Here is a 26960-nt window from a genome sequence, read left to right on the forward strand (position 1 = left end):
TCAGGAAGCGAACGCGGCGACGGCCAGCGCGACTTCATCGAGCTGCGCCTGGACCAGCTCCGGATAGACCGGGATGCTGAGCACTTCACGCGACAGCGCTTCGGAGACAGGGCAATCGCTGGCAGGCAGATCGGCGAAGCACTCCTGCTGGTGCAACGGCACCGGGTAGTAGATCTCGCAGCCGATGCCGCGCTCGGCGAGGTGCTGCTTGAAGGCATCGCGGCGGCCTTCACCCGCGATGCGCAATGTGAACTGGTTCCAGACGTGGCCGCGGTTTTCGAGGGCTGCCGGAGCCTTGCAACCTTCCGGCAGCGGCAGGTTCGCGGCATACCACGCGGCATTGCGTGCACGGCCTTCCGCGTAGGAATCAAGATGGCGCAGCTTCACCCGCAACAGCGCGCACTGGAGCGCATCCATGCGGAAGTTTCCGCCGACCATCTGATGATAGTAGCGCGGATGCATGCCGTGGTTGCGGAGCTTGAGGATCTTTTCCGCGAGCGCGTCGTTGTTGGTGGTGACGAGACCGCCATCACCGAAGCCGCCGAGATTCTTCGAAGGGAAAAAGCTGAAGCAGGCGACCTCGCCGAAGTTGCCGCACTGAACGCCCTTGAAAGTCGCGCCGATCGACTGCGCGGCGTCCTCGATGACGATCAGCTTGTGCTCGTCCGCGAAGGCGCGGATGGCATCCATGTCGCAGCACTGGCCGAAAAGATGCACCGGCATGATCGCCTTCGTCTTCGGTGTGATGAGCTTCGCGGCGGCGGCGAGGTCGATGGTGAAATCATCCTCACGGACATCGCAGAACACCGGCACGGCACCACTGCGCGAGATGCACCCGGCGGTGGCAAAGAAGGTGAACGACGGACACAGCACTTCATCGCCTGCGCCAATCTCCAGGGCCATCAGCGCCACCAGGATCGCGTCCGTGCCGGAGGAAATCGAGATCGCGTGCTTCGCGCCGATGTACTGCGCGCACTCGCGTTCGAAGGCCTCGACTTCCTCGCCGAGAATGAAGCGGCCGGTGGCGAGGACCTTCGCGAACACGTCCTTCAGCTCGGCTTCGAGCGGACGGTTCTGCGCGTTGACGTCTAAAAGTGGAACGGACATGGGAAATCAGGCTTTCACGACCTGCCCTTCGCGCGTCGCGACGGCGGCCATGGCATTGCGGGTATCGACGATCAGATCGGCGGAAGCAGCAAGCTCATCCAAATTGAACGCCGCGTGGTTCGTCGAGATCACCACGCAGTCATACGAACCGAGTACTTCCTTCGACCAGGCGACGGACTCCTTGCCCGCCCAGTTCATGTGCTCACGGGTCTTTCCGACGACCGGCACATGCGGGTCGTGGAAATCCACCTGTGCGCCGAGTTCGAGGAAACGGTCCATCAGCTCGAAGGTCGGCGACTCGCGCATGTCATCGACGTTCGCCTTGTAGGCGAGGCCGAGCAGCAGCACGCGGCTGCCTTTCACCGCCTTGCCACGGGAATTGAGAGCCTCCATCGCACGATGGATCACGTACTTCGGCATCGAGCGGTTGATCTCGCCAGCCAGCTCGATGAAGCGGGTGTGTACGCCGTATTCGCGGGCTTTCCACGTCAGGTAGAACGGGTCGATCGGGATGCAATGGCCGCCGAGGCCGGGGCCGGGATAGAAAGGCGTGAAGCCGAAGGGCTTGGTCGAGGCAGCGCGGATCACCTCCCAAATGTCGATGTCCATCGCATCGGCGGCGACTTTCAGTTCGTTGACGAGGCCGATGTTCACCGCGCGGAAGATGTTCTCCAACAGCTTGGTCAACTCGGCCACCTTGCAGGAGCTGACCGGCACGACCTGTTCGAAAGCGGCGCTGTAGAGTGCCACGCCCGCATCGAGGCAGGCCGGAGTGATGCCGCCCACCACCTTCGGGATGTTGGTGGCGGAGAACTTCGGATTGCCCGGGTCCTCGCGCTCCGGCGAATAGACGACGAAGAGATTGGTGCCGACCTTGAAACCCGCGGCCTCCACCCGCGTCACCACTTCCTCATCGGTGGTGCCGGGATAAGTGGTGCTTTCCAAGCTGATCGCCTGGCCTTCGCGCAGGTGCGGGACCACGGATTCCAGCGTGTCCGTCACGTAGCTCAGATCCGGCTCGAAGTGGTGGTCGAGCGGAGTCGGCACGCAGAGGATGATCGCATCGCACTCGGAGACGCGGCGGAAATCGGTGGTGGCATCCAGCGTTCCTGCGGCGCGCGCTTCTTCGACATGCTCGCCCGGGATGTGCTTGATGTAGCTCTCGCCGCGATGGAGGGCCTCCGGTTTCTTCGGATCAATGTCGAAGCCGACGGCCTTGAATCCGGCGCGGGCGTAGGCGAGCACGAGCGGCAGGCCGACGTAACCGAGGCCGACGACGCCGACGACGGCGGTTTTGGCGGAAAGTTTCTGCTGGAGATTCATGCGCGTTCGCGGACGCCGAAGCGTTCGAGGAGCTTGGCGGCTTCGGTCAGGGCCATGCCGGTGACCTGGTCCATGTTGTAATAGCGGTAGGTGGCGAGCCGGCCGGTGAAGGTGGTGTTCTCCTCCCCGGCGGCGAGTGCCGCGTAGCGCTGGTAGAGTTCCTTCGCATCGGCGGCGGGGACGGGATAAAACGGTTCATCCCCCGGAGTCCACGCTTTTGGAAACTCCCGCACGATGGTGGTGGCGTCCGTCTGCTGGCCGGTGGCGTGCTTGATCTCCACGATGCGGGTGAAGGGCACGTCCGCCTCCGGGTAGTTCACCTGCATCGCGGGCTGCCAGAAGCCCTGCTTGCCGGAGATCGCCTCGCGTTCCACCAGCTCGTCCGCCGTGAAGCTCTCATGCTCGAAGCGCAGCGAGCGGTAGGGCAGCGGACCGTAGCAGCGGTCGAAGTATTCGTCGATCGGGCCGGTGTAAACGAGATGCGTGTAGCTCCAGCGGTTCTTCGCTTCCTCGAAATCCACGCCGAGGTGGAGTTCCGCACCGGGCGAGGATTCCAGCATGCGCTGGAACATGGCGGTGTAACCTTCACGCGGCAGGGCTTGGAATTCCTCGCGCAGATAGCGGTCATCGCGGTTGGTGCGGATCGGGATGCGCCCGCAGACGGAGGGATCGAGATCCCGCGGGTGGCGCTGCCATTGCTTGAGCGTGTAGCCCTCGAAGAACAGCTCGTAGAGATCGCGGCCGACCTGGGAGATGATGACCTCCTCGGAGTTCGCGGGCTTGTCGATCTTCTCGCGGTGCTCCTCCAGCCAGGTCTCGAACTCCGCCGTGGTGGCCGGGCGGCCGATCCATTCCTCGAAAGTGTTGAGGTTGATCGGAAAGCTCCAGTAGCGCCCGGCGGCGTGGCTCTTGATCGTATAGTCGACCGGATGCCAGTCGGTGAAGCGGCTGAGGTAGCCGACGATCCGCGGCGAGTTCGTCCGGAAATAGTGCGGGCCGTAGGGATGGATCAGCACGCCCGCCTCGTCCTTGCGATCATAGGCATTGCCGCCGAAGTGATCGCGCTTGTCCACGATCACGCATTTCCAGCCCGCGTTCGAGAGCTGCTCGGCCATCACCAGCCCGGAGAATCCGGCGCCGACGATGAGAAAATCGATGTGGGTTTTGTCCGCCACGACTCGCTCAGACGGTGGCCACCACTCCGCGGAAGTACTCGATGGTGCGGGCGATGCCGTCATCGAAAGACACCACCGGCTCCCAGTGCAGGACATCCTTGGCGCGGGCGATGTCCGGCTTGCGGACCTTCGGATCGTCCGGAGGCATCGGGCGGTTCTCCACCTCCAGTTCAATGTCGAAGTGGCGGGCGATGGCCTCGCCGAACTGGTAGATGGTCATCTCATGCGGGTTGCCGATGTTGACCGGATCGTTGGTGTTGCTGCGTGCGAGCTTCCAGATGCCCTCGACGAGGTCGGAAACGTAGCAGAACGAACGGGTCTGACCGCCACCGCCGAACATGGTCATCGGCTCGCCGCGGAGGGCCTGACCGATGAAAGCGGGGACCACGCGGCCGTCGTCCAGACGCATGCGCGGGCCGTAGGTGTTGAAGATGCGGACGATCTTGGTGTCCACCCCGTGGGCGCGGTGGTAGGCCATCGTCACGGCCTCGGCATAGCGCTTGGCTTCATCGTAGCAACTGCGCACGCCCACCGGGTTCACATTGCCCCAGTAGCCTTCCGGCTGCGGGTGGATCTCCGGATCGCCATAGACCTCCGAGGTGGAGGCCACGAGATAGGTCGCGCCTTTCACCCGTGCGAGTTCGAGGGCGTTGTGTGAGGCGTAGGAACCGGCCTTCAGCGTCTCCAGCGGGATCTTCACGTAGTCGATCGGGCTGGCCGGGGATGCCATGTGGAACACGAAATCGACCGGGCCTTCGATTTCGAAGGACTCTGACACGTCCTGCTCGATGAATTGGAAATCCGGGTTGCCGATGAGGTGCTCGATGTTGCGGCGGTGGCCGGTCACGAAATTGTCCAGCGCGATCACCTTCAGGCCATCCGCCAGCAGGCGCTCGACCAGATGGGAGGGGACGAATCCGGCACCGCCGGTCACAACAGCGGTCTTGCCGCGCAGGAGAGCTGAATCTTTGACACTCATGGAAAACGTGGGAAGCCTGACACGCTGCCGCCCTTGGTCGATCTTTTGCTCTTCGCAAAAGAAACCTGGGGCGCGGACTCAGGGAATGGACGGCTGCCGCTCCACTCGGAAAGGCGTTGGTCACCGACATCCACGGGCAATTCCGGACTTTGTTCAACAAAAAATGAACAAACCCAGCCACGCGATCGGGGAGGCTGAAAGGAGGAGGAAAAACCGGACACCCGAGACCCGCTCCGGATTTATTTGGCCAGTGGAAGCTGATTTCCTATCCCTACCGCGGATGTCACGGCTCACCCTATTCCTCCCTTTGATGGCTTTGGCGCTTGGCGGTTGCGGATTGGCCCCGAGCGGACCAGCGGAACGCAGTCACTGAAAGCTCGCATCCACATCCAATGCTCCACGTTTTGTTCATTTGCAGCCGCAACCGCTGGCGGAGTCCGACAGCCGAAGCGGTCTTCGCAGATCATCCGGGGATCGAATGCGCGTCAGCCGGTCTCAGCCGGGACGCGGAGAATCGCCTCGATTCCGAAACCGTAAAGTGGGCGGATTTGATTTTCGTCATGGAGCGCCATCATAAAGCCAAGCTCTCTTCCCAGTTCCGCAAAGAGCTGACGGAAAAGCGGGTCGTGTGCCTCGGCATTCCGGACCACTACCCGTTCATGGATCCACGGCTGGTGGAGATCCTGAAAACGAAGGTCGGGAAACTGCTATAATAGGATAGCCGGGGCGGGAAACCGGGATGACCAATCGTTCACGGCCTTGGCTTCCGCGGCATCAGGATCGCGAACAGATCCAGATCCACCACCTGCTCCTGACCAAGGAACTCCAGAAGAACCTTCACGCGCTCCGGAGCTGGAGCCACCGATACCACCGTACCTTTCATCCCCCGCAGCGGACCGGTGGCGACCTCCACTTCCTCTCCCTCCTCGATCACCGGGGCCACGGTCAGGACATCCCCTTCCGAGGTATCCCGCTCCGTGATCTCCGCCTGCAGCAGATCGACAAAACCCTGCGGCACCGGTGGAATCTGCCCGCCAAAGCGCACCAATCCCCGCACGCCCTGGCTGAAAGTCACCGCGCGCTCCAAGGCGGCGAGATCGAACTTCGCCAACAGGTAGCCCGGAAACAGCGGCTCGACCCACCAGATTTTCCCTCGGCGGGTGGCCTTGCGGTAGCGCAGGCGGGGGCAGAATACCTCCACCCCCTCCAATTCGCGCAGGTGTCCGGCGGCGATGTGCTCGCGCTTCGTCTGGGTGCGCACGCAGTACCAAGCGCTGTGCCCGGCCCCGCTCATTGCCCTAGGAGCCGTTGGATGAGAGGCAACATCACTCCTCCGCGCCGCAGCCAATTGTCCAACCGCTCGATCCGCTCCTCCAGAAACTCGCGCCGTTCGGGATCTTGCTCGCGGGCCGCGACCTCGGCCAGCTTGCCGATCTTCTGCTTCCCGCTCTCGATGTGGGGCCGGACCTGTTCGCGGATAAAGCCGCCCACCAGGCGCTTCAGCTCGACCGCCGGCTCGAAATAGGTGCGGCGTCCACCATTCAACTCCACCTCGCGGACCGCACCGAGCCCCTTCAAGGCCCGGAGCCCCTGGCTGGCGGATCCCTTGCTGATGTCAAGCCGCTCGACCAGATCGTCCAGCGCCAGCGGCACCGGGGAAATGAACAGCAACCCGTAGATTTCCCCGATCGAACGCGGCAATCCCAACACCTTCACCCCATCAACGAATACGTCCACGACGAGGCGCTCCAAGGGATCGAGCGATCCAGTGGAAGGGGCGTCGTCGCGCTCCGATGACTGCGGCATGTGGGCCAACTAGCCCACTCCACGCCAATGTTCAAACTTTATTGAACAAACCCGCCGTGCCAAACATTGGACGGTTCCCGCCGGATCGGCTTGGGTGGCGGCATGGAACTCGACCTGCTCGGCGCGCACGCGGAACGCGCCTATCCGATCCTGGCCTCGCTGGTGTGCCCCCGGCCGATCGCCTGGGTGACGACGCTGAACGCGGATGGCTCGGTCAATCTGGCGCCGTTTTCCTTTTTCAATCTCGTAGGCACTGATCCGCCCCTGCTGATGGTCTGCCCTGGCGATCGTCACGATGGCACTCCCAAGGACACCGCCCTGAACGCGAAAGAGCGCGGCGAATTTGTGGTCCATCTGGTGGACGAGCCGCTGGGCGAAGCCATGAACCGCTCCTCCGCCACCCTGCCCTATGGCGCCAGCGAGGTGGCCAAGGAAGGACTGGAACTGCTCTCCTCCTCCACCATCGCCACGCCACGGCTGGCCGCAGCTCCGGCAGCGCTGGAGTGCAAGGTCCACTCGGTGCAGTTGATCGGGGAAAACCGGATGATCCTCGGCCTGATCCAGCGCGTCCACGTGCGGGAGGACATCTACGAGCCGGACAGCGCCCGCATCCGCGTGAATGCCTATCACCCGGTGGGCCGCATGGCCTCGCCTAACTGGTATTGCACCACCCGCAACCAGTTTGAAATGGTCCGTCCGGCCTGATTTCACCCCTCCTCTCTCCCATTTCGACCTTGGATCTCCTCGCTCCAGACCGCCCCTCGCTCGTCCTCGCCCCGATGCAGGACGTCACCGATCTCCCATTCATGCGGGTGATCGCCCGGCGCGGTGCGCCCGATTGGTTCGTCACCGAATATTTCCGCGTCTATCCGGATTCCCGGCCCGATCCCTACATCCTGCGCTCGATTACGGAGAACAAAACCGACCGACCGGTATTTGCGCAGATGATCGGGCGGGACATCCCCGCCTTGGTCAAGACGGCGGTGGAACTCCAGCGCCATCCGGTGGCCGGGATCGACCTGAACCTGGGTTGCCCGGCTCCGGTGGTGTGCCGCAAGGATGCGGGTGGCGGGCTGCTGCGGAGCCCGGATCAGATCGACGCCATCTTCGGGGCGCTGCGCGAGGTGATTCCCGGTCGTTTCACCGTGAAGACCCGGATCGGCTATCACGATCCGGAGGAGTTTCCCCGGTTGCTGGAGGTTTTTGCCAAGCACGCCATCGACCTGCTGACCATCCACGGCCGCACCGTGGAGGAACGCTATCAAACCCCGGTCCATCCGGACTGCGTGAAGCTGGCGGCCGAAACCCTGCCCTGCCCGGTGATCGCCAACGGCAATGTGGTTAACATACCAACTGGTTTGTCTTATATTCAAAAGACGGGCGCGGCGGGTCTGATGGTGGGTCGTGGCGCGATCCGGAATCCGTGGATTTTCACGCAGCTAAAGGCCGCGTTCGCCGGAGAAGCTGCCATCCAACCAACCAGACGAGACCTTCTGGAATACGCGATGGAGCTGTACGCCGAACTGGCGGCGGAAACGAAGCGTTTCAATCCCCTCGCCCACGTCCAGCGGATGAAAAAGACGATGGTCTATATCACCCAGGGACTGGATCAGGATTTCCACCACCGCATCTGCCGGGCGAAGACCCCGGAGGACTTCGAATCCGCCTGCCGCGATCACCTTGACCACGACGCCCCGCTCCCGGACACACCGCCGGACGACACCAAGCTGTTCTGCGGCTTCGGGGAGTTGGTGAAGTAGCGCGAGGCTCCCGCCTTGCGTGCTTCTGGAGAATCGGACCTGAAAAAGCGTGCCCTAAGGATGACTCGTGACTTCAGCGGCAGCGATCTTGGAGACACACGCAAGGCGGGAGCCTCGCGCTACTAGTTACTCCAGCGCCGATCTCAAATCACTCGCCGCGTTCCGCGCACCGGCATCGGGCACGAAGGTGAAATCATCCTCCGGTTCCACGACGGCGATGGTCGGCAGGGCGGCCTGCGTCTCCGGCGCGGTATCCCGCGGCAATCGCGCGAGCTTTTCCACCGGCTCCGGTTCCGGCAGCACGGCGTTCTCCGCCGCCGCCTTGAGGTCCTCGAACTTGCGGGCGGCGGGCAGCACGCGGCTTTCGAAGGAGGCGACGGCGTTGTTGTAGTTCTGCACCGCGCCATCCAGCGACTTGCCAACCTTCGCGAAGTGTCCGGACAGCGTGCCGAGGCGTTCGTAGAGCGTGCGGCCCATCGCGGAAATCTCGCGCGCGTTCTCGGCCAGCGCCTCCTGACGCCAGCCGTAGGCCACGGCCCGCAGCAGCGCGATCAGCGTGGTCGGCGTCGCGAGGATGACACCATTGTCCACACCGCGCTCGATCAGACCGGGATCATTCTGGAGGGCCGCGGAGAAAAACGACTCACTGGGCAGGAACAGCACCGTGAACTCCGGCGTGTGATCGAACTGCGCGGTGTAGTTCTTCGAGGAAAGCTGGTCGATGTGCGTGCGGACCTGGCGGGTGTGGCGGCGCAGCGCGTCCTCACGGGTGGCGTCATCCGCGGCTTCCAGCGCATCCAGATAGGCATCCATCGGCGTCTTGGAATCGACGACGAGGGTCTTGCCACCGGGCAGCTTCACGATGAGATCCGGGCGCAGGCGCTTGCCCTCATCGGTGGTGGCGGTGTGCTGGGTTTCGAAATCGCAGTGCTCCTGCATGCCGGCCAGTTCGACCACGCGGCGGAGCTGGATTTCCCCCCACTGGCCTCGACCGGTGGGCTGGCGCAACGCCTTCACCAGATTCGCGGTCTCGCGCTGGAGGCCGGACTGGCCTTCGCCGAGCGATTTCACCTGCTGCTGGAGTTCCGCATAGGCGGCCACGCGGGCTTTCTCGATCTCACCGACGCGGAGTTCGAACTTCCCGAGCGATTCCGCCACCGGCTTCACGAGGTTCTCGATGGCGGTCTTCCGCTGCTCGATCTCTCCCTTCGCTTCCTCCGTCTGGGCGCGCAACGAGGTCTTGGCGAGCTGGAGGAACTGTTCAGCGGAGGATTTCAGGGCATCGGCGGAGAGCGCCTTGAAGGTATCGGAAAGGCGCTGCTCGGCGCGGTCGAGAAGCTCTTGTTTCGCTTTGGCCGCTTTCTGCTCTTCTTCCAGACGCGTCTTCAACTCCGCGAGGTGGCTGCGGACGGCGCTGGCCTCCTGATCGTTGAGGGTCGACTCCTCGGTGAGGCGTGCAAGGCGGGCCTCGATTTCGGCCGCGCGGCGTTCCTCGGCCTTCAGACGCTCGGCGGCGGCGGTGTGGCGGCTGTTGGCGGCCAGTTTTGTAATCAGCCAGCCGAGGAAAAGGCCTGCAACGGCGGCGATGATAACGGGCAGATGCTGTTGGAGTTCGGGCGGCATGGCGGATTTTACCTTGCGGGGATTTTTGCCTGCGCTTTGGTTAGGCTGTCCACGCGACAACCGGCGTATCCGCCGCCGCGTCGGAACGCAAACCAAACTCCCGATTCCCATGGCCTTCACGCTTCCCGAACTTGGCTACGCTTACAACGCGCTCGAACCGCACATCGACGCGCGCACGATGGAGATCCATCACAGCAAGCACCACAACGCCTACGTGACCAACCTCAACAACGCGATCGCCGGCAAGGCCGACCTCGAGTCGAAGAGCGCCGAGGATCTCGTCCGCAATCTGGCCGCCGTGCCGGAAGACATCCGCGCTGCGGTCCGCAACAACGGCGGCGGCCACGTGAACCACTCCTTCTTCTGGAAGGTGATCGCCCCCGGCGGTGCCAAGGCTCCGTCCGGTGCGCTCGCCAAGGCCATCGACGATGCCTTCGGTTCCTTCGACGCCTTCAAGGAAGCCTTCGCCAAGGCCGGTGCCACCCGCTTCGGCTCCGGCTGGGCCTGGCTCACCAAGAACGCCGAGGGCAAGCTCTCCGTGAGCTCCTCCGCCAACCAGGACAACCCGATCATGGGCAAGGATTTCGGCGGCAACGGCGAAACCCCGCTGCTCGGCCTCGATGTCTGGGAGCACGCCTACTACCTCAACTACCAGAACCGCCGCCCGGACTACATCGCCGCGTTCTGGAACGTGGTGAACTGGGACGTGGTCGCCGCCAACTACGGTGCCTGATCCACCGGGGGGGGACGTTCTTGTTCCCCTCGCCAGAATCATGATTTCATCCGGCGGGGACAGCGATGTCCCCGCCTTTTTTCATGCCCATGAAACGGCTCCTGCCCAAACTCCTGGCCGCACTGGTGCTGGCGATGCTGACCGTCCTGGCATGGCAGTTTCGTTTCGAGCACTCCGGGCCGCTGCTCACCGGCCCTTTCAAGCCGGGTCTGCCGGGCTGGGAATGGAAAAGCGGGAAGGGCCGTGAAGCCAATCCGGATGAAACCGGCGCGGTGACAATCTCCCGCACCAAAGGGGATGGCGACCCGGCGGTGCTGGTCGAGCACGTGCTGGGCACTCTGGATGACGCGCGGTTCCTCCACATCGAGATGGATGCGAAGTGGGACGACGTGGAGCAGGACGGCGACGTCCGCTGGGCCACGGCGCGGGTGATTCTCTTCGGCAAGCATCCGGATGGCACCACGACCATGCCTCACGATCACGGCCTGATCAGCGCGTATGGCAGTGCCCCATGGCATCATGAAGAAGCAGTTTTCGATCTCGTTCCGAATGGCGGAGAACAACGTCTCTCGCTGGAGCACTGGGGCGTACGCGGCTCGCTGCAACTCCGAAACGTGGAGGTCTCCGTGGTCCGGCAGCGCGCGTGGTTTCTTCCGGCCGCCACCGCTCTGCTGATCGCGTGGGTGCTGTGGGGAACATGGTGGGCGGCTCCTGCTCCCGGACGCTGGAAATGGCTCCGCGCCCTCCTCGCCGGATGCACGCTGGTGGGGGCCACGTGGTTCCTGGTGTTTCCCCAGCCGCGGTTCAGCGCCCGCTCGCTCTCGGGGCAATTCCGGCTTGGTACGGCACTTCCAGTAGTTGCCCCTCCCAAGGCTCCCGAACCTGCGCCACCCCAACCCGTTCCGCCGGTCGCCGTCGTTCCAGCACCAGCACCGCCGCCGGTTTCTCCAGTGGTTCCACCGCCGGTCGCGCCACCCGCACCTCCTGCGATCGTTCCGCCCACGGCCCCGGCTCCCGCACCACCATCGGAGAAACGCGAGGACCGTTTCGTCGATGAAGCGATCCGGCAGTTGCACGACCGCTTCAACTTCCTCCACATCGTCGCCTTCGGAGCCTTCGGGCTGGCGCTGTTCGGATTCGCGCGCCCCGGGCTGTGGCCGATCACCGCGGTGATCGCGTTCGCCTCGGAAGCGCTGCCGAACTACCAACAGCATCAGGCATGGGATCGCGGGGACATCGGCGATCTGCTATCGGATGGCGCGGGCCTGTTGCTCGCGGCACTGGTGGTGATGGCCGTGAGGAAGCGGTGGCGGAAGAGATGCTCTCCAACGGATGATCCGGCCTCCGGAGACTCCACCCCCGGAAAAGCCCTCCCCGGCTGACGCCTCAACTCCTTTTCCGGATCGAGCGGTCTTGGAAAAACCGCGTGAGCACCACCGCCACCAGCGAACCGATCAGGCAGGTGAACATATCCTCCTGCGTATCCCATGGATCACCCTGGGTACCGAGGAACGCTTCCGATGCCTGCGCGGACACCAGTGCGGCGCACCACTCCAGAAGCTCATACACCGCGCTCACCGCCATGCAGAAGCAAACCGTGAGAAACTCCCGCCAACCGCGCCGCGCGATCACGCGGTTCCGGATCATCACCTCGCGGAACAGTACCGCGGGCACGAAGCCCTGCGCGAAATGACCGAGGCGATCGTAATGGTTGCGCTGGAAGCCGAACCAATCCTCCGCCCATTCACCAAGCGGCACCCTCGCATAGGTGTAGTGCCCACCGACGATCAGCAGGATCATGTGCAGGGCGATGCATGTCAGCGCGAAGCTTGAGAAGGACCAGCCCTTGCGCGCGGCAATGAACAACCCGGCCAAACCGATGAACACCGGCGCGGTTTCCATGCCCCACGTCAGCCAGTCGTAAGGACGCCACATCGACCATGCCAAAACGGGCAGGACGCAGGCGAGAAGAGGCAGCAGGCCGGAACGCTTCATTCGTCCAACATCGCACGAAACAGACCGTGCGGAAGCACCATCCGCCAAGGCCGCATTTCTCCAGCAAGCGGGCTGGCCAGCCACCGATCCCCGGGATATGTGTGCCGCGGATGATGGAGATGTTTGAACCGCGGGAGGACGTGCTGGCGCAACTGGAGCGCCTGTGGGAACAAGGGCTCATCCTCCAGGCATGGGAGCTCGCCAAGGAACACGGACCGATGGAGAGGTGGGCACCGGGGCCCGCCCTGCTCGTGGCGGCACGGATCGCATCCACCGCCGGGAACTCCAAGCTCGCCAACGTCTTCGACATCCTCAACTGGCGTGACGACCGGCAGGACCCCGGCCGCTATTTCCAAGCATTGTTTCCCCGGCTCAAGTGGCGCCCTCCGGTGCTGCTGCTGCCGGAGATCCAGGCCATGCTGGAGCAGCGGACACGCCCGATGGAAGACACGGACCGCGCCGATCTCCTCTCATTCAAGTCCTGGGCACTCGGCACGCTCCGCGATTTCGCGGCAGCACATGAAGCAGCCGATGAGGCGATCCGCCTTGTCCCGTCCTCCCCCTGGATCCGCGTGCAGCGGTCGTCCGTCCTCGAGATGGAAGACCGCTACGAGGAAGCGCTGGCCGCAGCCCGTGAGGGCATGCGGATCCGGAAGTTCCATCGTCCCTCGGTGTTGCAAACGGTGGATTGTCTGGTCCACCTCGGCCGTGACGATGAAGCCATCCAACTGCTTCACGAGGCTCACGATGCCACCGAGCTGGGCGCGTTCGCGATGCAACTCCAGGCGCTCTACAGCGAACGCGAGGATCATGAGCGCGGACTGTGGTGCCTGGATGAGGCGGAGCGCCGCATGCCCCTGATCACGAAGGATCTCACCAAGTGGATCGCCGGACGCCGCGCGGACTTCCACTATCTGGCCGATGACATCGATGCCTGCTTGGAATGGTGCGATCGCAAGGGCGAGGGCTTCCAGAAATTCATGGCCGAGAAGCTGAGGCGGCCGGATGCCCGGACGCGCAAGCGCAAGCGCCTGAACGTGCCCTTCATCCGCCAGCACAACATGACCTGTGCGCCCGCGACACTCGCCTCACTGGCGAAGTACTGGGGCAAGGATCACGACCACCTCGCCATCGCCGATGCCATCTGCTACAACGGCACGCCTTGGCACAAGGAGCACGGTTGGGCGGAGACGCATGGCTTCACGGTGCGTGAATTCCGGTTCACCCGCGAGGTGCTCATCGCCCTGATCGATCGCGGCCTGCCCTTCACGCTCACCACCTCCTACGTCACCTCCGCACACCTCCAGGCCTGCATCGGCTATGACGATCGCTCGGACATGGTGCTGCTGCGCGATCCCACCAACCGCCACTACGGCGAGATGTTGATCGACGGCCTGATCGAAGCCCATCCGACACAAGGCCCCCGCTGCATGGTGCTGGTGCCGCAGGAGGAAGCCCACCGGCTCGATGGCATCCTGTTTCCGGATGAAGCGGTGTATGACGCGCATCACCATCTTTCCGTGGCGACCGAACATCACGACCGCTGGAAGGCGGAGGAAGCGGTGTCCACCTTGCGGGCGATCTCACCGGAGCATCCGCTCACGCTGCTCGGAGAAGTGGAGCTGGCCGCCTATCTGGGCCACCGTGCCCGGCAACTGGAATTCACGGACCGCTTGATCGCCCGCTTTCCCAATCATGCGCCGCTCCAGCTCAACCGCCTCGGAGTCCTGCAAATGCTGGGCGACCGCGAGGCCAGCAAGGTTCTCCTGGAAACGATCACCGCGAAGCCCTGCGATCCGATTTTCATCTCGGAGTTGGGCGAGTGGTTGCTGGAAGATGCCAGACAGCTCGCCCCGGCCCGCCGCTACCTGCGTCGCGCGGTCCTGCGCAAACAGCAGGACGGACAACCGCTGGAGAATCTGGCGAAATGGCACATCAAGCGCGGGGAGTTCGAAGAAGCGGCGCGGCTGCGGCGCTACGCCTCGAACCTCTCGTCCGCATGGGAGCCTTACGCACGGAGCTACTTCGACAGTTGCCGGATCATCGGGCGCATCGAGGATGGATTGGAGTTTCTCCGCCAAAGGACGAAGCATCAGGGACGCTCCGATTCCGCACCATGGCTCACGCTTTCCGGAGCCTTGGAGAGCCTGCAACGAGCCAGCGAGGCAAGGGCGGTGCTGGAAGAAGCCATGACCGTCTTCCCCGAGGATGGGACATTGAAACTGGAGGCCGGACAGATGATGGTCCGGTGGGGCGATGCCGAGCGAGCCGTGGGATTGCAGTGGATCGAGGAAGCGCGCGGCAAGGTCGCGGATTCCCAATGGCGTCGCCATCGCGCGCGGACGGCGCTTTACCTCGGCGATCGCCCGCTGGCCATCCGCCAGTGGCAGGGAGTGCTGGAGCGTGAACCGCTGGCGATCGATGCCTGGCAGACGCTCGCGCGCCTGATCGCGGAGGAACAGGGTGAAACCGAAGCGCTGGCGTTTGTGAAGGCCGGAGTCGCCCGGCACCCGCGCCACACCGGACTGCTGACGCTGCTGGCCCAGTGGCAGTCCGCGCCTGAAGACCCGTTGCCCACGCTCGACCGCCTGCTGGAGCTGGACCCGGACGACAACTGGGCACGCCGCGAACGCGCCAGCGCCCGGTTCCGGCTGGGAGATCAAGAGGGCGGCCTGGCGGATGCCCGCGAAGCCTTGTCGCGCAATGAACGTGAGCCCGCCTCCCTCGGCGTGCTGGCCGATCTGCTCCACCGCCACGGAGAACAGGAGGAAGCCGTGGCCTGCCTCCGTCGCGCGCTGATGCTGGATATCGACTACACCTTCGCGATCGACCGGCTGATGGAGTGGTGTCCCGACCCCGCCGCCCAGCAGGAGTCGATTGCCTTCGTAGCGGAGGAAATGAAACGCCAGGTGTCCAATGGCGAATGCGTGCCGGTATTCCAGCGCTGCGCCTGGGGCGTGCTCGCGCCGCCGGATCTCATGGCGCGGCTGCAGGGCTTCTGCAAGGAGCGCCCGGATCTCTGGCAGACATGGATCGCGCGGTTGAGCCAGGCCTTGCAAATGGATCTGCCGGGCGAGGCCGCGATCTGCTCGGACCATCTGGCCACGGCTTTCCCATTGCTGCCGCGCACATGGCTGGAGGTGGCGAAGGTGCGCCATGCCGCGGGTGATGTGGCGGGCGAGGTGGAGGCCCAACGGAAGGCGCTCGAACTGGCTCCCGCCTGGGACACCGCCGCCCGCAGCCTTTCCGAATCGCTCGAACGCCTCGGTCGCCACGATGAGGCCGAAGACGTGCTCCGGAGTGCCGTCCGTCACGAGCCGCTGAACGCAATGAACCACGGCGTGCTGGCGGAATTGCTGCTCCGTCGTGGCAAGAAGGAAGAAGCATGGCAAAGCCTGCTGAACGCCGTGGACGCCGCGCCCACCTATGCCTGGGCATGGTCCGCATTGACCCATTCCTCAACCGGACTCGGCAAGGAACAGGAACTCCGCGATCTGGTCGAACGCCAGAACGTGACGCACAGCCACAGCGCCTCCTGGTGGGGCATCGCCGTGGATATTCTCCGGACACTGAAGGATCGGGAAAAGGCCCTCGAAACCGCACGCGCGGGATTGGCCCTTCACCCCAAAGCCACCCAACTGCGGGATCAAGTGCCCGTACTGCTCTGCGATCTGGGCCGCTACGATGAGGCCCTGCAGGCGTGCGAAGCGGCACCGGGAGAAACGGAGTCACCCTTCGAAGTCGCCGGTCGTCGCGCCTGGGTAATGATGGAGATGGGTGATGGACCGGCCGCCATCCGCGCCATGGAGGCCGTACTGGAACGACAGCCCGACTATGCGTGGGGATGGCAGTTGCTTTCCGAATGGCATCACGCGCGGAAGAATTGGAAGGCTTTGGAGGATTCCACGAAACAATGGACGCGCTTCAGTCCGGACAACTCCATCGCACACGGTTTCGCCGGACTCGCCGCCGAGCAGTTGGAAAAACCGGACCAGGCCAAGCGTGCCTTCAACCGGGCCTTCCTGCTGGATCCCACCTATGAATTCGCCGGACGCAAATTGATCTATCTCCGCATCAGGAGCGGCGAATTGAACGCGGCACGGGAAACCCTCCAGATGCTCCGCCACTACTCACCGGGGCCATGGGTGGAGTGCGATGCCATCCTGATCGCCCTCGCGGACAAGCGGGATTCCATGGCTCTGGAGATGGGCGAAAAACTCTGCCGCGAAATCGACGAGGCCGGTCCGCTGATGTGGCTGAACCAGGAGTTCACCAATCACAAGCTCGGCGTGAAATGGCAGAACCTCCTCGACCGGATGGTCACGGAGGGTGGCGATCTTTCACCGGCTGTCCTCGCCGCGTGGGCCTCGCCATTCTCGGGCAAGGAGGCCTTGGAAAAAGCCGCCAAGCGCCTGCGCAAATTCAAGATCCCGGAACCGGCACGCAATGCCGCATGGGACGTGCTGCTTCATTCCGCACCCCGGAACCGCCTGCCAAGCCTGGCCCGCACGTGGATCCGCAAGGAACGCGCCCGCTTCCATGCCGATCCGGAACTATGGAACGCAGTGGGCGAGGTGTTGGTCGCCATCGATGACTTCAAGGCCGGGGCTCAATGGCTTGGTGATTGGAAAGACCGCGGCGATGCGGTGGGTGCCCACACGCTGGTGAACCTGACCTCCGCCATCGACGCGATGGAGGGCCCGGCCGCATCCGCGCCGATCCGCGAATCAGGCATCACGCGCTTCCGCAATGATCGCAACTCGCTCGCATTGCGCGCGGCGCACGCATCCTATCTCGCATCCATCGCGCGAGTGGATGAAGCGGACGAGTTGCTCGGTCCCATCGAGGAAGGCCGTACTTCGCAGTACTACAACGGACTGGCGGAACTGGGCCGGGCGATGGTTGCGGCCACGCGCACGAAAACATCGACCGCGGAAACCCACTACCGCAACGCCATCCGGCAGCTCGGCACATGGCCGGATGACCCTGCGGCTACCAACCACATCCGTGCCGCCCAAAAGGCGCTGGCTTCACAGATTCCCGGACTGAAGGGCAACCCGCGGAAGGTGATCAAGATGTGGGGCGGAGCCCGCAAGTCGAGCAAAGCAAAATCCGCCCTGTTCAAGGTCGCAATCGTTCTTCTCGCGATCGCGGCAATCGTCATCGCCGTGGTCTCCGGATCGCCGATTCTCATCATTGGTGTCTTGATCGGCCTGGCCCGTGGCATCGGGTCGCAGCAGAAGTAAGAGCCCTTACCGGGACTTTTCCTCCGGGGCCTTGTCGAACGAATCGCCCGTTCCGGCTCCGCCGGTCCACGGGCCGTCGGGTTCGATGAACCAATGTTTTTCAATCACGGCCTTGCCGATCCCGGTCTTCGGGCAACGCTTCTCAATCTGGTAGTAGATCTTGTCCGCGCCGGGATTGTCGAGGTCCTGGATCCAGCGGCCCGCCTGGTTGAGAACGTCCGCGGTTTCCTCGGTATTGTCCGGAAGCAAGGCGGCGGCTTTCACCGCAAGGGCGGAGGCTTGTCGGACGTACTGGCGCATGGATGCGGCACGTCCCTGGGCAAGACGCTTGCGCTCGGAGTCCGAGGAAGGAACGAAGTTGTCGACCAACTTCACCTTGTCTCCATCTTCCTCATCTCCGCCCGATGCCTTCGATTTGCCAGTCATGCGGGACTGGACGAGGGCTTCCGGATGTTCCGGCGCATAGCCGCCCCACTCGGCACGGACGACATCATCCTCGGTGCCACACCAGGACGAGCCATCTTCGAGAATGCATGCGGCCTCGAAGAGCGCCCGGGCGCGCTCCTTCTTCGGATTCTTCTCGTTGTTTCCCTTCGCACCCAGTTCCCGGAACAGGTCGAAGAGCTTGCGGGGTTCCTCGCCAAGCAGGAGGCGGCCTTCGGCATTCCGGTCTTCGCGGATGAGGCGGCGTCCGGCGAGGTTCATGAGGTTGTTTCTCATCTCGCGGCGCATGTCCGCGGGAGTCCGCTCATCACCCGGTTGATTGGCGCGCTCCTCATCCGTGAGCATGGCATTGGCCTTCACGAACGCGACCAGTTCGTCGGTGCCCAGCAAACGCTCCGCCACATAGCCGGCGTCAAACCAGCAACCACCGCTCCAGAAGGCCGCCAGAGATTCCTTGAACTTTCCTTGGGCCAACAACGAGGCTCCCAGATCCGCGGCGGCGGAGGCTTTGGGAAGATAGCCATCCTCGTAGCGGGTGGCCGCATCGTCCGGAAGCTGGGGCACCACCACCGCCATGAGGCTGGATGCAGTGGCGAAGTCACCCTTGCGCAGGGCGAGCTTCGCCTGGAGCCATTGCCCGAGCGGCGAAGCGGGCTTGTCGAGGCGGGCCCACTTTTCCGCCTCCGCGAACTTCCCGGCGGTGTAGGCGGCCCATCCGAGCGATGCCGCGCCTTCCATGCGGTCCAACTTCGCCTTCTCCACAATTTCCAGCCATGTGGTCAGGCGGGTCTTGTCCGACTCCGACCAATAGGACGTGCTGGTGGAGAGAACGTGCGCTGTGACGATCTGGCGGAGGACTTCATCCTTGGCGGCTGCGATCATCTTGTGCTCCACCGTCCCGGCCTCCGCCTTGAGTTGCTCCTCCGTCTTTTCCGGATGAGGCACGGAGTCATCCTGCGGCCCCTGTGGGACCAATGCCTCGAAGGAAAGCGGCGACAGTCCCGCACCGGTCTCCCGGTCCGGCACCAGCAGCTTCATGGAACGGATCGCCGAGGTATCGCCCAACGCAAGTTGCTGGAGATAGTGGCGGGCGGCGGCCGCGTGATTGCCCGCATCATACTCGGCACGCGCCTGCCAACCGAAACTATCCGCAGCCAGATTCAGCGGATCCGCAAATCCCTCCCGCGCGTATTGGCGGCACTTGCCGAACCAAGCCACCGCATCGGCGCGGGTTTTTTCATCCTGCATGCAGGTCTTCCCGAGCATGTAGGCGGCCCATACCGTGCGGTAGTGGCGTTGCCCGGCGGGGCGCTGGAGCAACTTCTCCCACGCGGTCTTCGCCTCCGCCGGTTTGTCATCGGCCAACAAGCCCGCACCCCGGTGGTAGTCCGCGAATTCGGAATCCGTCTCGGCCAGCTTCGGGCGATCTTCATCGCTGGCTCCTTTTTGAAGCCACGCCCGCATCTCAGCCTGTGCGGCTCGGGCCGATGTCACATCGGTGGGTTTCAGTTTTCCGGATTTCAGCGCCTCCTCGAAGTCGGCGTTGTCCGCTGCGGCAGTGGCCCCCGCCTTGCCATCCTCCGCCGTGTCCTCGGACGGATCGGTCTTGAATTCCGGCGGCAGATCCTTCTCCGCATACTGCCTGGCGAGACGATTGAGTTCGAGGTCCCAGTAGAACTGCGGCGGACCTTTCAGCACCTGCCCGCCTTCATCAAGAAAGCGCTCCGGCACCCAGCCGCCGGTCGCGAAGGCCTCGCCGGAAAACATTCCGCACAAAACCAAAAGCATCCCTCTAGCGGACGATTTCATAGGAAAACGTCATATCAGGTGGCGGCGGTTCCTGATAGCGAATCCATCCCAGCGGCATCGAATTTCCCGGCGCCAGACGGATCGGCCTACCTTGGGTAGGGAACTGGAAATCGACATGGTCCGGAGCGGCCTTGCACTGCCAGCCGCCGAGCCCATCCGCAACGACGGCCTCCGGAGGTCCCGGCCGGGTGACACGAATGCTCCTGGGCAGCAGGTCGTCCTTCTCACCGGTATTCCAAAGCACGAAGTCCACGGGGCTGCCGGGAGCCGCCTTGATCTCCCATCTCGCCATCGGCACACGACCAGACATCACCGCTGCCAGCGTAGGCCAGCGCCAGTTGTACGTTTCTCCATCGACCGGCAGACGATACCAGTAGAGTCCCTGCATCATGGCCGGACGTTGCTTCGTCCACTCCGCCACCAATCCGGCGAGGTCTGCGGAATCCGATGTGAATTCCACCACGCGGGCGTCCCACCGCCACGTCGGATGGCCGGCGTCCGCCACCATCCCGAGGCAACGGCCATCCGGCCCGTACCCGGCGATACAACTGTAGGTGGGCAGGGCGACATGGAACGGGCGGCCGAGCTTCGCCGCGCGCGCCACCCACTCCCGCGCCATCACCGGATCGCAGACGGTGGGCGCCTTTCCGAGTGCGGTGAGATCGAATGAATGGACCTGAAGAACATAACCATCCACCCCATCCACGAGCTTTTCAAAAGCGGGCTCACCGAGCCAACTCGGCAGCGTGGTGATGCGCAGCGGAACACCGGTGGAACGCAATCCTTCCCGGACAGAGGCCAACCACTGCCGGTAGCCTTCGAGATTCTTCTGCGCGCAATCGTAATCGATCTGGAACTCGGAAACCGGAACCGATGCCGCTTTCGCCTCGGCGAGACGCTCCAACAGCACGCGGATCACAGCCTCCGCCACCATCCGGCCCTCACCCGCCCGCTGCACCCTGGCGACGAGACCCGCGGGCCTCGCGGCGGCACGGAGAGCACCCCAGTCAATCGGAGGTCGGACCACGGACGGCTCCCCGCCTGTTGCCTTCCACTCGATCTGAGCGGCGAGCACGGCCAGACTGTCGAAGGCTCCGCCATGGGCGGCAATGGATCGGGACACCTCCGGCCTCCAATCACGCTGCCAGACATAGGCCCGCTGAACCATCGGGCCGGATGCGGTCGCCGGAGCCTCCGCGGGCTTCGTCTTGTCGCAGGACGACAATGCCGCCAGCAGCAGCGGGGCGATGACGGCGCGGACCGGAAAGGCAAAGCCCATGCTTCCATTTGCAGTCCGCTTTCTCCGCTCACAAGCAGGAACGCTCGCGAGGCTCACCCGTTCAGCTTCGCCAATGCGGCGGGCAGGAACTTGCCGTCCTTGCGGATGACCTTGCCGTCGAACTTGATCTCGCCGCCACCGTAGTCCTTGCGCTGGATGTTCACGAGGTCCCAATGGACCTGCGAGCGGTTGCCATTGTCCGCCTCCTCATAGGCCTGGCCCGGCGTGAAGTGGAAGGAACCGGCGATCTTCTCATCGAAGAGGATGTCACGCATCGGCTCGCGGATCACCGGGTGGAAGCCGATGGCGAACTCGCCGATGTAGCGCGCACCCTCGTCGCTATCGAGGATCTTGTTGAGTTGCTTGGTCTTCGCTCCGGCCTCGGCCTTCACGATTTTGCCCTTGGAGAACTCCAGCTTCACGTTGTCGAAGGGAATGCCCTGGTAGATCGTCGGCGTGTTGTAGGAGATCACACCTTCGACGGAATCGCGCACCGGCGCGGTGAAGACCTCGCCGTCCGGAATATTGCAGGTGCCGCCGCAGACGATGGCGGGGATGTCCTTGATGGAAAACTTGAGATGGGTGCCCGGGCCGGTGATCTCCACGCGGTCGGTCTTGTCCATGAGCTTCTTCAGCGCGTTCATCGCGGGGATGAGCGCCTTGTAGTCGAGCAGGCAGACATCGAAGTAGAAGTTCTCGAAGGCCTCCGTGCTCATGCCCGCCTGCTGGGCCATCGCCGGATTCGGCCAGCGCAGCACGCACCATTTGGTTTTCTTCACACGGTGGTCGATCACCGGGCGGAGATGCTTCATGGCGAGCTTCATGCGCTCGGCCGGGACATCGGAGGACTCGGCGATGTTGTGGCCGCCGCGGATCGCGATGTAGGCGTCCATATCCTTCATCTCGGCGAGCAGATGCTTCGAGATGATCGAGTACTGGGCATCCTCCGCACCGAACAGCATCTCACGCGTGATGCGGGAGTCATGGATGCGAACGACCGGGATAGCACCCTTCGCACGGGTCTCGCGGATCAACGCGATGCCGATGGAATCCGGCACGTCATAGAGATCGATGAGGACCTTCTCGCCTTTCTTCAGCGAGGTCGAGTAGCGGACCAACTGACGGGCAAGAGCGTCGATGCGGGCGTCGTGCATGCGGCATGCTGTCAACTCCTTGGGAACTGCCAAGTTCCAATGCGGGGTATTGATTCCCAACCGGCGTCTCTGCTCGTTTGAAGCCATCCCCCTTGCGCCCAACCCGCCTTGGCGGTTGAAAACCCCCGCCCCGCGTTCTACACCCGGGCATGCGCCTCGGTATCCTCGGCTCCGGTTCCGGTTCCAACATGCAAGCGATCCTCGATGCGATCGACGCCGGAACACTCGATGCCGAAATCGCGCTGGTGCTTTCCGACAATCCGGGAGCTTTCATTCTCGAGCGTGCCGCCAAGCGTGGCATCCCCACCGCGGTGATCGACTGCCAGGGCTTCAAGACGAAGTTCCCGGAGGAAGTGCAAGCCGCCACCGCCCGGCAGTTGCATGAGGCGGGCGTGGACATCGTCTGCCTCGCGGGCTTCATGCGGCTGGTAAAGCAGCCGCTGTTGGACGCCTTTCCAGACCGCATTTTGAACATCCACCCCGCTCTGCTCCCCGCCTTTCCCGGTGTGGATGCATGGAAGCAGGCGCTGGCCGCAGGAGCCACGGAAAGCGGCTGCACGGTCCACTATGTGGACGCAGGGATGGATACCGGCCCGGCGGTTCTTCAAGCAAAGGTGCCGGTACTGGCGGATGATACGCCGGAGACTCTGCACGCCCGCATCCAGGTGGAAGAGCACCGGCTCTACCCGGAGGCCATCCGGGTCGTCGCGGAGAAACTCGGCGTCTGACCGGCTATTCGAGGCCGCGATCTTCCAGATCATTCTCCTCCCAGCCGAGGTAGTGGCCGAGTTCGTGGAGGAAGGTGATGCCGACCTCATCGCGATAGTCCTGCTCGTCCTGTTCGACCCATTCCCACAAATTGAAGAGGAACAGCCGGACCTGCGGGATCATGCCGCCGGGAGACGAGGTTTCCTCCAACAGGGAGGGTCCTTCGAAAAGGCCGAGTTCGTCGCCCTCCAGTTCTTCGTCGTGAAGGCTGCGACCGGGGCGCTCCTCGAAGGAGATCGAGCACGCCATGGCCGGCTTCTTGACCTGCGGCGGCAGGGTGGCGAGCACGGCCTTCACTTCCTCATCGGCCCACTTGGAGAGCGTTTCGAAATCCATGGCGGGGTTCTAGCGGATGGGGGGAGGGAGAGGAAGAGGGAAGAAACGCGGCGAACCCCTGGCGGAATTACCTTCGGCCATGCCAGCATGTGGCTTCGCCAATTTTTACGAAGTCGCGAAGCTCCTGCCGCATTCGGACTCTTGCTGCGCTCGAAAGTTCTCACCCACCACTCCTGGGTGGAAAGAACAGCGATCGTTCTTGAAACAAAAAAGCCTCCCGGTGAAGGAGGCTTGGTCAACCATGGTCGGGGCGGCGGGATTCGAACCCACGACCTCTTCGTCCCGAACGAAGCGCGCTACCAGACTGCGCTACGCCCCGAAACCAGTGGTGGAAAATGAGTGGCGCACTCGTAGGGACTCGAACCCCAAACCTTCTGATCCGTAGTCAGACGCTCTATCCAATTGAGCTACGAGTGCGTTGGCCTTGCGGCGGGGCGCAGAGAAGACCCCAACGGCCCGACCCTGTCAACATTTTACGCGGAAATCTCTTCGAGCGGACCACAAATTCCTCTCGCGTGCAAACGGGCGTGGTTTTCCAAGTTCATCCGGATCACGCGCTCGAACGCTTCCCCGGCATCCCGGAGGCTCACCGCGCCGCGTTCGACCGACTTCCGCATGTGTCTGGCAATGAGTTCGGGAGACGGCGTGCCAGGCAGTTGCTCCCATTCGCAGCCCATGGGAATGGCGGAGGCAAAGGCGGTGTCATCCGAGGTTTTCAGGGACGTCCCATCCGGCAGCCATGCATAGAGAGCAACCGAGTACCGCTCGGGAAACGCATCGCCACGGACCCGCGAGAAGAACATCAGGTCACGCCGGTCCCGATGGAACAGACAGATCTGTTCCGAGTGACTGTTGAAGCGATCCGGGATCGGCAGATGAATCCACGTATGGATCGACCAACCGTCCTCCCGGAGACCGGGCTCCATGGCCAGGATGCGGTCCCGGAACTCCGTCGAAACGACCTCGGAACCCGCCGTGGAGGGCTTCGTCTGCATGACCGCACGGGTGTCCAACGCCCGCGGTTGGAGGAGTTTCGTCAGGAGAATGTTCAGGCAGGGCAGTGGACGCCAGCGCAGCAACCTGAACCACTCCAACAGCGGATGTTTCGCCATGTGGATGACGTAGGTCCGCAGATCCAGATTGGGCCGCGAGGCCGGATCCGGCGGAGGTGGAAGCGCGCAAAGGAAATCGATGGCCGCCTGATGTACCCCGCGCAGCAGCAGCCAATCACCGGAGGTCCCTCCGGTCCGCAACTGGCCGTCGCGCTTGAGCACCAGAACCCCGCCAACAATCGCAGCCACCACCGGAGGCACCAGAATCAGGCCCCCCACCGCGAACGGCTCCATGCGATGAGTGGATTGGGAAACCAAGGCCCAGGCAATGAGGGTGCCTACGACGCAGGAGCCGATGATACACGCGATCCAGATCAAGATAGGCCGCATGAGGCGGCGCGAAGCCAGCTGTGATTGCTGGTATCGGATCAGCCAGGTTGGCACCTTCAACCAGCGCCCGGACAAGAGGCACAGAAGGACCACGATACCCGTCAGGACCTCGATGGGAATGTGAAAGCCCAACCACGATTCCAGCTGCTCCCGGCCGGACGCCGCACCGGCGATGAAGATACAGGGAATCAGCACACGCAGGTTCAACGGCATGAGGGAAACCTGCCGGACCACCGCATCCGCAGGCAGCACCTCCCCGGTCAGCAGATCGACTCCGGGAAGGAACGCCCCGGTCCGCACCCACAGATCGGTTCCATCGCATTTCCAGAGTCCCTTTTGGAGGTCAGGCGCATCCTGGACGATCGGCGGCGCGTAGGGGTTGGGAGGCTCGTCTGCCATTCCAGTTCACTTGGGCAGATCCCGCCCTCACGGGAAAACAAAAACGCCCCGGTCCGTGGAACGGCCGGGGCGTTTGTTGGAAAGGATCTCAGGATTGGGGGCGGGTACGCTCGGACTTGCGGATTTCCTCCAATCGCTTGGTGAGGCGTTCAACAACCTCCGGGTGCTCGGCGGTGAGGTCTTTCTTCTCCGCAAGGTCGTCCTTCAGGTTGAAGAGCTGCAAGGGGAAACGCCCGCCTGCGAGGAGCAGCTTCCAATCGCCCTCACGGTAGGCGAGCCGGTTGCCGGGAAGACTGTCCTCCACCAGCCACTCGCGGCCGGTCTTCGATTCACCGAGCAGCGCGGGCATCACGTTGAGGCTGTCCGGTACCGCATCGGCTGCCAGTTTCACCCCCGTGAGGGCGGCGAAGCTGGCGGCGAAGTCCATCTGGTTGACGATGGCGGAGCTGGTACCGGGTTTCACCTTCCCCTTCCAACGGACAATGAAAGGCACGCGGGTGCCGCCTTCGAACAGCGAGTACTTGCCGCCGTTGTAGGGACCCGCCGGCTTGTGGTCTCCCAGCTTTTCCTTGGCCTCATCCTTGTAGCCGTCATCGATCACCGGACCGTTGTCGCTGCTGAGGATGACCATCGTGTTTTCCGCAAGGCCGAGCTTGTCGAGCGTCTGCATCACCTGACCGACCTGCCAATCGAACTCGGCGATGGAAGCCCCGCGCAGGCCCATCGTGCTCTTGTCGAGGAACATCGCGTTCGGAACACGCGGCACATGGATGTTGTGGGTGGCGAAGTAGAGGAAGAACGGCTGGTCCTTGTGCTTCTCAATGAAGCCGAGCGCCTCGCGGGTGAAGTCCTGCGACATCTGGTCATCCTTCCACAGCGCCTTGGTGCCACCCTTCATGTAGCCGATGCGGCCGATGCCATTGATGACCGCCATGTTGTGCCCCGCGCTCCAATCCATCTTGAGCGTGGCGCGGTCCTTCTTGCCATCCGGCAGACCGGGGAAGGGTTTCTTGTAGTCCACCTCGATGGGGTCCACGGGATCGAGGTTCTCCACGCGGTGGTTGCGGATGTAAACGGTCGGCACGCGGTCGCCGGTGGCGGCCATGATGAAGGATTCGTCGAAGCCGATGTCATTCGGGCTCGGCTTGATCTCGCCATTCCAATCGACCTTGCCGCTGCCGAGGCCGAGGTGCCACTTGCCCACCGCACCGGTGGTGTAGCCGGCTTGTTTGAAAATGGACGGCAGCGTGGTGCTGCCCGGCTTGATGATCATCTCCGCGTCTCCCGGCAGGATGCCCGTGCCCTTCTGCCGGAAGGCATACTGGCCGGTCATGATGGAATAGCGGGACGGCGTGCAGGTGGAGGACGCCGCGTGACCATCGGTGAAGTTGATGCCCTCGGACGCCAGCTTGTCGACGTTGGGAGTCGCGACGCCTTTCGCGCCGTTGCAACCGATGTCTCCGTAGCCAAGGTCATCGGCATAGATGAAGATCACGTTGGGCTTCGTGGAGGCGACGGCGGCGGCCTGGAGCAGACAGGCGGCGGCGAATGTGGATAGCAGCTTCATGGGCGAAAGGAATGG

21 protein-coding genes and 2 tRNA genes are annotated in these 26960 nt (G+C 63.5%); 7 read left to right on the top strand and 16 right to left on the bottom strand.

The annotated features are described in order from the left end of the window. The 4 genes from KBB96_RS15415 to KBB96_RS15430 are packed head-to-tail and all read right to left on the bottom strand — an operon-like array spanning position 1 to position 4584. On the bottom strand, positions 1-1107 hold the full coding sequence (locus tag KBB96_RS15415; protein WP_211630376.1) for a DegT/DnrJ/EryC1/StrS family aminotransferase: 1107 nt from the start codon (positions 1105-1107) through the stop codon (positions 1-3). Between the two features lie 6 nt (positions 1108-1113). Continuing rightward, positions 1114-2430 (bottom strand): nucleotide sugar dehydrogenase, encoded by a 1317-nt coding sequence (locus tag KBB96_RS15420; RefSeq protein WP_211630378.1) that lies wholly within the window; start codon positions 2428-2430, stop codon positions 1114-1116. Then, the gene (gene glf / locus KBB96_RS15425; RefSeq protein ID WP_211630380.1) at positions 2427-3605 is read right to left on the bottom strand and encodes a UDP-galactopyranose mutase; all 1179 of its coding nucleotides are present in this window, start codon (positions 3603-3605) and stop codon (positions 2427-2429) included. The genes KBB96_RS15420 and glf overlap by 4 nt, the downstream gene beginning before the upstream one ends. Before the next feature lie 7 nt (positions 3606-3612). Then, on the bottom strand, positions 3613-4584 hold the full coding sequence (locus KBB96_RS15430; protein ID WP_211630382.1) for a UDP-glucuronic acid decarboxylase family protein: 972 nt from the start codon (positions 4582-4584) through the stop codon (positions 3613-3615). A gap of 392 nt (positions 4585-4976) precedes the next feature. Between KBB96_RS15430 and KBB96_RS15435 the strand changes: the two genes are divergently transcribed. Then, a complete protein-coding gene (locus KBB96_RS15435) occupies positions 4977-5297 on the top strand; it encodes a low molecular weight protein tyrosine phosphatase family protein (RefSeq protein ID WP_211630384.1) in 321 nt (106 codons plus the stop codon). Positions 5298-5335: 38 nt separating this feature from the next. On the opposite strand, the gene KBB96_RS15440 is transcribed toward KBB96_RS15435, so the two are convergent. Then, positions 5336-5845 (bottom strand): transcription termination/antitermination NusG family protein, encoded by a 510-nt coding sequence (locus KBB96_RS15440; protein ID WP_211630385.1) that lies wholly within the window; start codon positions 5843-5845, stop codon positions 5336-5338. Between the two features lie 29 nt (positions 5846-5874). Beyond that, the gene (locus KBB96_RS15445; protein WP_211630387.1) at positions 5875-6390 is read right to left on the bottom strand and encodes a GbsR/MarR family transcriptional regulator; all 516 of its coding nucleotides are present in this window, start codon (positions 6388-6390) and stop codon (positions 5875-5877) included. 102 nt (positions 6391-6492) lie between these two features. On the opposite strand from KBB96_RS15445, the gene KBB96_RS15450 reads away from it, so the two are divergent. Together KBB96_RS15450 and KBB96_RS15455 are read left to right on the top strand one after the other, a co-directional pair. Then, on the top strand, positions 6493-7095 hold the full coding sequence (locus tag KBB96_RS15450; protein WP_211630389.1) for a flavin reductase family protein: 603 nt from the start codon (positions 6493-6495) through the stop codon (positions 7093-7095). Between the two features lie 29 nt (positions 7096-7124). Then, complete coding sequence (locus KBB96_RS15455) at positions 7125-8150, top strand: tRNA dihydrouridine synthase (RefSeq protein ID WP_211630391.1); 1026 nt, start codon at positions 7125-7127, stop codon at positions 8148-8150. Positions 8151-8276: 126 nt separating this feature from the next. Here the strand turns inward: KBB96_RS15455 and KBB96_RS15460 are convergent, their stop codons facing one another. Further along, positions 8277-9773 carry a DNA recombination protein RmuC gene (locus KBB96_RS15460; protein ID WP_211630393.1) on the bottom strand — a complete coding sequence of 499 codons (1497 nt, stop codon included), beginning with the start codon at positions 9771-9773 and terminating at the stop codon, positions 8277-8279. A gap of 109 nt (positions 9774-9882) precedes the next feature. Between KBB96_RS15460 and KBB96_RS15465 the strand changes: the two genes are divergently transcribed. Together KBB96_RS15465 and KBB96_RS15470 are read left to right on the top strand one after the other, a co-directional pair. Next, positions 9883-10506, top strand: a complete 624-nt coding sequence (locus KBB96_RS15465) for a superoxide dismutase (protein WP_211630394.1) — start codon at positions 9883-9885, stop codon at positions 10504-10506. Positions 10507-10595: 89 nt separating this feature from the next. Then, positions 10596-11888, top strand: coding sequence for a hypothetical protein (locus tag KBB96_RS15470; RefSeq protein WP_211630396.1), 1293 nt, complete (start codon positions 10596-10598; stop codon positions 11886-11888). A 4-nt stretch (positions 11889-11892) separates the two neighbouring features. Here the strand turns inward: KBB96_RS15470 and KBB96_RS15475 are convergent, their stop codons facing one another. Continuing rightward, positions 11893-12501: a DUF2238 domain-containing protein gene (locus KBB96_RS15475; RefSeq protein ID WP_211630397.1), complete on the bottom strand. Its 609-nt coding sequence runs from the start codon at positions 12499-12501 to the stop codon at positions 11893-11895. A gap of 119 nt (positions 12502-12620) precedes the next feature. Here KBB96_RS15475 and KBB96_RS15480 point away from each other — a divergent pair, with 119 nt between their 5' ends. Then, positions 12621-17747, top strand: a complete 5127-nt coding sequence (locus tag KBB96_RS15480) for a tetratricopeptide repeat protein (protein ID WP_211630398.1) — start codon at positions 12621-12623, stop codon at positions 17745-17747. Positions 17748-17753: 6 nt separating this feature from the next. Here KBB96_RS15480 and KBB96_RS15485 read toward each other — a convergent pair whose 3' ends face one another. Genes KBB96_RS15485 through KBB96_RS15495 form a run of 3 tightly spaced genes read right to left on the bottom strand, consistent with a single transcriptional unit; the run spans position 17754 to position 22433 of the window. Next, positions 17754-19958 carry a hypothetical protein gene (locus KBB96_RS15485; protein WP_211630399.1) on the bottom strand — a complete coding sequence of 735 codons (2205 nt, stop codon included), beginning with the start codon at positions 19956-19958 and terminating at the stop codon, positions 17754-17756. 25 nt (positions 19959-19983) lie between these two features. Further along, complete coding sequence (locus tag KBB96_RS15490) at positions 19984-21279, bottom strand: DUF3142 domain-containing protein (protein ID WP_211630400.1); 1296 nt, start codon at positions 21277-21279, stop codon at positions 19984-19986. 53 nt (positions 21280-21332) lie between these two features. After that, positions 21333-22433 carry an aminopeptidase gene (locus tag KBB96_RS15495; protein ID WP_211630401.1) on the bottom strand — a complete coding sequence of 367 codons (1101 nt, stop codon included), beginning with the start codon at positions 22431-22433 and terminating at the stop codon, positions 21333-21335. A 149-nt stretch (positions 22434-22582) separates the two neighbouring features. Here KBB96_RS15495 and purN point away from each other — a divergent pair, with 149 nt between their 5' ends. Beyond that, a complete protein-coding gene (purN, locus tag KBB96_RS15500; RefSeq protein WP_211630402.1) occupies positions 22583-23161 on the top strand; it encodes a phosphoribosylglycinamide formyltransferase in 579 nt (192 codons plus the stop codon). Between the two features lie 4 nt (positions 23162-23165). On the opposite strand, the gene KBB96_RS15505 is transcribed toward purN, so the two are convergent. From KBB96_RS15505 to KBB96_RS15525, 5 genes are all read right to left on the bottom strand, one after another. Beyond that, positions 23166-23537, bottom strand: a complete 372-nt coding sequence (locus KBB96_RS15505; RefSeq protein WP_211630404.1) for a metallopeptidase family protein — start codon at positions 23535-23537, stop codon at positions 23166-23168. A 242-nt stretch (positions 23538-23779) separates the two neighbouring features. Continuing rightward, positions 23780-23856 (bottom strand) — tRNA-Pro (locus KBB96_RS15510). 21 nt (positions 23857-23877) lie between these two features. After that, a tRNA-Arg gene (locus KBB96_RS15515) sits at positions 23878-23954 on the bottom strand. Between the two features lie 56 nt (positions 23955-24010). Then, positions 24011-25378 (bottom strand): hypothetical protein, encoded by a 1368-nt coding sequence (locus KBB96_RS15520; RefSeq protein WP_211630406.1) that lies wholly within the window; start codon positions 25376-25378, stop codon positions 24011-24013. A gap of 88 nt (positions 25379-25466) precedes the next feature. Beyond that, positions 25467-26945 (bottom strand): sulfatase family protein, encoded by a 1479-nt coding sequence (locus KBB96_RS15525; RefSeq protein ID WP_226373555.1) that lies wholly within the window; start codon positions 26943-26945, stop codon positions 25467-25469. Between the last annotated feature and the right edge of the window lie 15 nt (positions 26946-26960).

This window comes from Luteolibacter ambystomatis, from assembly GCF_018137965.1.
GTDB classification, from domain to species: Bacteria; Verrucomicrobiota; Verrucomicrobiia; order Verrucomicrobiales; family Akkermansiaceae; genus Luteolibacter; species Luteolibacter ambystomatis.

What these genes read in the sequence shown, in the direction of transcription:
- KBB96_RS15505 (WP_211630404.1), bottom strand. Translation starts at nt 23,537, where the DNA reads ATGGATTTCGAAACGCTCTCCAAGTGGGCCGATGAGGAAGTGAAGGCC.
- KBB96_RS15520 (WP_211630406.1), bottom strand. Translation starts at nt 25,378, where the DNA reads ATGGCAGACGAGCCTCCCAACCCCTACGCGCCGCCGATCGTCCAGGAT.
- KBB96_RS15470 (WP_211630396.1), top strand. Translation starts at nt 10,596, where the DNA reads ATGAAACGGCTCCTGCCCAAACTCCTGGCCGCACTGGTGCTGGCGATG.
- KBB96_RS15495 (WP_211630401.1), bottom strand. Translation starts at nt 22,433, where the DNA reads ATGCACGACGCCCGCATCGACGCTCTTGCCCGTCAGTTGGTCCGCTAC.
- KBB96_RS15490 (WP_211630400.1), bottom strand. Translation starts at nt 21,279, where the DNA reads ATGGGCTTTGCCTTTCCGGTCCGCGCCGTCATCGCCCCGCTGCTGCTG.
- KBB96_RS15415 (WP_211630376.1), bottom strand. Translation starts at nt 1,107, where the DNA reads ATGTCCGTTCCACTTTTAGACGTCAACGCGCAGAACCGTCCGCTCGAA.
- KBB96_RS15445 (WP_211630387.1), bottom strand. Translation starts at nt 6,390, where the DNA reads ATGCCGCAGTCATCGGAGCGCGACGACGCCCCTTCCACTGGATCGCTC.
- purN (WP_211630402.1), top strand. Translation starts at nt 22,583, where the DNA reads ATGCGCCTCGGTATCCTCGGCTCCGGTTCCGGTTCCAACATGCAAGCG.
- KBB96_RS15435 (WP_211630384.1), top strand. Translation starts at nt 4,977, where the DNA reads ATGCTCCACGTTTTGTTCATTTGCAGCCGCAACCGCTGGCGGAGTCCG.
- KBB96_RS15485 (WP_211630399.1), bottom strand. Translation starts at nt 19,958, where the DNA reads ATGTTTTCCGGCGAGGCCTTCGCGACCGGCGGCTGGGTGCCGGAGCGC.
- KBB96_RS15465 (WP_211630394.1), top strand. Translation starts at nt 9,883, where the DNA reads ATGGCCTTCACGCTTCCCGAACTTGGCTACGCTTACAACGCGCTCGAA.
- KBB96_RS15475 (WP_211630397.1), bottom strand. Translation starts at nt 12,501, where the DNA reads ATGAAGCGTTCCGGCCTGCTGCCTCTTCTCGCCTGCGTCCTGCCCGTT.
- KBB96_RS15430 (WP_211630382.1), bottom strand. Translation starts at nt 4,584, where the DNA reads ATGAGTGTCAAAGATTCAGCTCTCCTGCGCGGCAAGACCGCTGTTGTG.
- KBB96_RS15460 (WP_211630393.1), bottom strand. Translation starts at nt 9,773, where the DNA reads ATGCCGCCCGAACTCCAACAGCATCTGCCCGTTATCATCGCCGCCGTT.
- KBB96_RS15480 (WP_211630398.1), top strand. Translation starts at nt 12,621, where the DNA reads ATGTTTGAACCGCGGGAGGACGTGCTGGCGCAACTGGAGCGCCTGTGG.
- KBB96_RS15450 (WP_211630389.1), top strand. Translation starts at nt 6,493, where the DNA reads ATGGAACTCGACCTGCTCGGCGCGCACGCGGAACGCGCCTATCCGATC.
- KBB96_RS15420 (WP_211630378.1), bottom strand. Translation starts at nt 2,430, where the DNA reads ATGAATCTCCAGCAGAAACTTTCCGCCAAAACCGCCGTCGTCGGCGTC.
- KBB96_RS15525 (WP_226373555.1), bottom strand. Translation starts at nt 26,945, where the DNA reads ATGAAGCTGCTATCCACATTCGCCGCCGCCTGTCTGCTCCAGGCCGCC.